General features: G+C 63.8%; 4 protein-coding genes and 1 pseudogene. 4 read left to right on the top strand and 1 reads right to left on the bottom strand.

Translation table 11 applies throughout. The annotated features are described in order from the left end of the window. Positions 1-49: 49 nt before the first annotated feature. From AOZ49_RS31380 to msrA, 3 genes and pseudogenes are all read left to right on the top strand, one after another. A pseudogene (locus tag AOZ49_RS31380) lies at positions 50-1,090 on the top strand (dihydroxy-acid dehydratase); the annotation flags it as partial. Then, positions 1,074-1,409 carry a c-type cytochrome gene (locus AOZ49_RS31375; protein ID WP_054479808.1) on the top strand — a complete coding sequence of 112 codons (336 nt, stop codon included), beginning with the start codon at positions 1,074-1,076 and terminating at the stop codon, positions 1,407-1,409. The pseudogene AOZ49_RS31380 and the gene AOZ49_RS31375, both read left to right, overlap by 17 nt. A gap of 38 nt (positions 1,410-1,447) precedes the next feature. After that, positions 1,448-2,002: a peptide-methionine (S)-S-oxide reductase MsrA gene (gene msrA, locus AOZ49_RS31370; RefSeq protein ID WP_054432677.1), complete on the top strand. Its 555-nt coding sequence runs from the start codon at positions 1,448-1,450 to the stop codon at positions 2,000-2,002. Positions 2,003-2,086: 84 nt separating this feature from the next. On the opposite strand, the gene hppD is transcribed toward msrA, so the two are convergent. Next, positions 2,087-3,199 carry a 4-hydroxyphenylpyruvate dioxygenase gene (hppD, locus tag AOZ49_RS31365; RefSeq protein WP_054432676.1) on the bottom strand — a complete coding sequence of 371 codons (1,113 nt, stop codon included), beginning with the start codon at positions 3,197-3,199 and terminating at the stop codon, positions 2,087-2,089. 156 nt (positions 3,200-3,355) lie between these two features. On the opposite strand from hppD, the gene AOZ49_RS31360 reads away from it, so the two are divergent. Then, entirely contained in the window at positions 3,356-3,832 is a 477-nt protein-coding gene (locus tag AOZ49_RS31360; RefSeq protein ID WP_006392938.1) for an Lrp/AsnC family transcriptional regulator, read from the top strand. Positions 3,833-4,157: the final 325 nt, after the last annotated feature.

Here is a 4,157-nt window from a genome sequence, read left to right as displayed (position 1 = left end):
TGCTACCGGCTGATGGATGACGACGTCCCTACCCCAGCACCCTCCCACTGCGGAAGGCGCATCTACACCATACAAGGATGACGAGAAAGTCGTCTCGGCGGCCGAATCCGCCCGGGTATTGGTCGAAGCCGTCCGCCGCGGCCTGCGCCCGCGCGACATCATCACCCGCGAATCCATCGAGAACGCCGTATCCGTCATCATGGCGACGGGCGGCTCGACCAACGCAGTGCTGCATTTCCTGGCCATCGCCCATGCCGCCGAAGTGCCCTGGACCATCGACGACTTCGAACGCATCCGCCAGCGCGTGCCGGTGCTCTGTGACCTCAAGCCGTCCGGCAAGTACGTGGCGACCGACCTGCATCGCGCCGGCGGCATCCCGCAGGTCATGAAGCTGCTGCTCAACGCCGGGCTGCTGCATGGCGATTGCATCACCATCACCGGTCAGACGATCGCACAATCGTTGGCCGACGTGCCCGATACGCCGCGCGCCGACCAGGACGTCATCATGCCACTGGACCGCGCCCTCTATCCCCAGGGCCATCTGGCGATCCTCAAGGGCAATCTGTCGCCCGAGGGCTGCGTGGCCAAGATCACCGGCCTGAAGAACCCCGTGATCACCGGCCCGGCGCGGGTCTTCGATTCCGAGGATGACGCCATGACCGCCATCATGGCGCGCCGGATCCGCGACGGCGACGTGGTGGTGATCCGCTACGAAGGCCCCAAGGGCGGACCCGGCATGCGTGAAATGCTGGCGCCGACCTCGGCCCTGGTCGGGCAGGGGCTGGGCGAAACCGTGGGCCTCATCACCGATGGCCGCTTCTCCGGCGGCACCTGGGGCATGGTGGTCGGCCACGTCGCGCCCGAGGCCTTCGTGGGCGGGCCCATTGCGCTGATCCGGGAGGGAGATTCGGTTACCATCGATGCCCACCAGCTGCTGTTGCAGCTCAATATCAGCGACGAAGAGATGGCGGCTCGTCGCCAGGCCTGGGTCCAGCCCAAGCCGCGTTATACACGCGGTGTGCTTGCCAAGTTCGGCAAGCTCGCCAGCACCGCGAGCCGTGGGGCGGTAACCGATGCTTTTGATACGTAGTCTGTTGGCGGTCGCCGCCGGCCTGCTGGCCGCCGGCGCGGCCCAGGGGCAAACCACTGGCCTGGATCTGGCCAAGAGCAAGGCCTGCATGGCCTGTCACCAGGTCGACGTCAAGCGCGTCGGACCGCCGCTGGCCAGCGTGGCCGAGCGCTACGCGGGCCAGGGCGACGCCATGGTGGACTACCTGGCGGGCAAGATCCGCGGGGGCGGCCGCGGCGCCTGGGGCGCCGTGCCGATGCCCGCGCAGACCCATGTCAGTCCGGAAGACGCCCGCCTGTTGGCCGAATGGATCCTGACGCTGGCGCCGGCCAAGAAGTAGTCGTATCGTCTCTGGAAAGTTTCAGCAAAGGAATCGTCATGGCAGAACAACCCTCCCCGGGCAATGAGGTCGCCGTTCTCGGCGGCGGCTGTTTCTGGTGCGTCGAGGCGGTCTTCACCGACCTGCGCGGCGTCAAGAGCGTGCTGCCCGGCTACAGCGGCGGACACGTCGACAACCCCAGCTACGAACAGGTCTGCGGCAAGGACACCGGCCACATCGAAGTGGCTCGCGTCGAATTCGATCCGGCCGAACTGTCCTACAGCGACCTGCTGCGCGTGTTCTTCGCCACCCACGACCCGACCACTCCGGGCCGCCAGGGCAACGACATCGGCCCGCAGTACGAGTCGGCCATCTTCTGGCAGAACGACACCCAGCGCGAGCAGGCCGAAGCCGTCATCGCCGAAGTCGAGGCGCAGAAAGTCTACGACGCGCCCATCGTGACCAAGCTGTTGGCGCCCGCGCGGTTCTGGCAGGCCGAGGACTACCATCGCGATTATTTCGCGCTGCATCCCGAGCAGGGCTATTGCCAGTTCGTGATCGCGCCCAAGGTCGCCAAGTTCCGCAAGCAGTTCCAGGATCGCCTGAAGAAGTAAGGCAGGCGAAAAAAAACCTCGCGCAAGGCGAGGTTTCAAGGCCAGCGCCGGGCACATGGGTACCGGCGCTGGAGGGGGAAGCGGTCAGTCGACGGCTTTCACCACGCCGCGGCGCATCTGGTCCAGTTCGATGGACTCGAACAGCGCCTTGAAATTGCCTTCGCCGAAACCGTCGTTGCCCTTGCGCTGGATGATCTCGAAGAAGATCGGGCCGATCTGGTTCTCGGTGAAGATCTGCAGCAGCAGGCCGCCGTCGGGGGCGCCGTCCAGCAGGATGCGGTTCTTCTGCAGGCGCGGCACGTCCTCGCCGTGGTTGGGCAGGCGGCGGTCCAGCAGTTCGTAGTAGGTTTCCGGAGTATCCAGGAACACCACGCCGTTGGCGCGCAGCGCCTCGATCGTGCCGTAGATGTCCTCGGTGGCCATGGCGATGTGCTGGATGCCCTCGCCGCGGTACAGGTCCAGGTATTCCTGGATCTGGCCCTTCTCCTCGGTGCCTTCCTCGTTGATGGGAATGCGGATGTTGCCGCAAGGCGAGGTCATGGCCTTGGACTTCACGCCCGTCACCTTGCCCTCGATGTCGAAGTAGCGCACCTCGCGGAAGTTGAACAGGCGCTCGTAGAACTCCGACCACTCGGCCATGCGGCCTTTGTGCACGTTGTGCGTCAGGTGGTCCACCAGCGTCAGCCCGGCGCCGCGGTGGTTCAGGTCGGCCTGCGCGTTCTGCGGATCCACCGGCACGAAGTCGACGTCATAGATGCTGATGTCGCCGATGCCGCCGTGGCCTTCCTTGCCCGTCCAGCGGTCCACCAGATAGATCAGCGAATCGCCGATGCCCTTGATGGCGGGGATGTTCAGTTCCATCGGGCCGCTGTGCGAGTCGAAACCCCACGCGCCCAGTTCCAGCGCGCGCTTGTAAGCGGCGGCCGCGTCCTGCACGCGAAAGCCGATCGCACAGATCGACGGGCCGTGCAGGCGGGCGAAGCGCTGCGCGAAGGAATCGGGTTCGGCGTTGATCAGGAAATTCACGCCGCCCTGGCGGTACAGCGTCACGTCCTTGTGGCGATGCTTGGCGATTGCCTTGAAGCCCAGCAGTTCGAACACCTTGCGCAGCGCGGCGGGGTCCGGCGCGGCATATTCGATGAATTCGAACCCGGCGGTGCCCATCGGGTTGTCCCAGGGTTGGAAAGCGCTGCTCATGAGTCTGCTCCCTTGAGTCGTTGTAGAGGCGACTTGTCGTTCAAGTCTAGGATGAAGATTGTAGGGAGGAAAGGCAGGCAGACAATTGCAAACATGTCGCGGAAGCGGCAAGGTTGAGCAATAATATTGCCCAAGATAAAAAATATGGGGCTGAAAATGTCTGACATAGAGCTGGATAGGACAGATATAAGGATTCTGGCCGAATTGCAGCGCGACGGCCGCCTGAGCAACCAGGAGTTGGCCGACCGCGTTTCCCTGTCGCCCAGCCCCTGCCTGCGCCGGGTGCGGCGGCTGGAAGAGAAGGGCTTCATCAAGAAATACGTGGCGCTGATCGACGCCGAGAAAGTCGGGCTGGGCCTGCTGGCCTACGTCAACATCCGCCTGAACAAGCACAGCGGCTCCAGCCATGCGCCCATGAGCGACTTTGCCCGCGATGTCCAGCTCTGGCCCGAGGTGGTCGAGTGCTACGCCATGTCCGGCGACATGGACTACCTGCTGCGCATCCAGGTCGCCGACCTGGCGCATTTCTCCAAATTCGCCATGGACACGCTCATGCGCCATCCCGCGGTGGTCGACATGCGGTCCTTCTTCGCGCTCCAGCAGATCAAGGAAACGACGGAGCTGCGGCTGTAGGCGTGGAATGCGTCCCCGTGCCTATCCGGCCTTCTATATATAGAGGGTTGTCCATATGGAGACTGGCGGGCGTCGCGGTGGAGTGGAGGTTCCCCTCATGGCGCCCTATATATATAGGGCGTCATGGGGGAGACGGCAGGCAAGATGCCACCGGAGCAGGATGGAGCGAAAACAGTGACGCCTCTCTATATATAGTGCAGGCAGCCCGGAACCGATGACTTTCCCATGGCAAATGCGGGGTGCGTCCCCGGAAATCATCATCTTTCTGCAAAATGAGTGTCATGCTGGCGTGACAAGCGAAAATTCTGTGCTATAGCCTCGCTCC

This window comes from Achromobacter sp. 2789STDY5608615, assembly GCF_001298995.1.
GTDB classification, from domain to species: domain Bacteria; phylum Pseudomonadota; class Gammaproteobacteria; order Burkholderiales; family Burkholderiaceae_B; genus Achromobacter; species Achromobacter insuavis.
The sequence above is the reverse complement of the archived record's forward strand: the minus strand, read 5'-3'. Positions and strand labels throughout refer to the sequence as shown.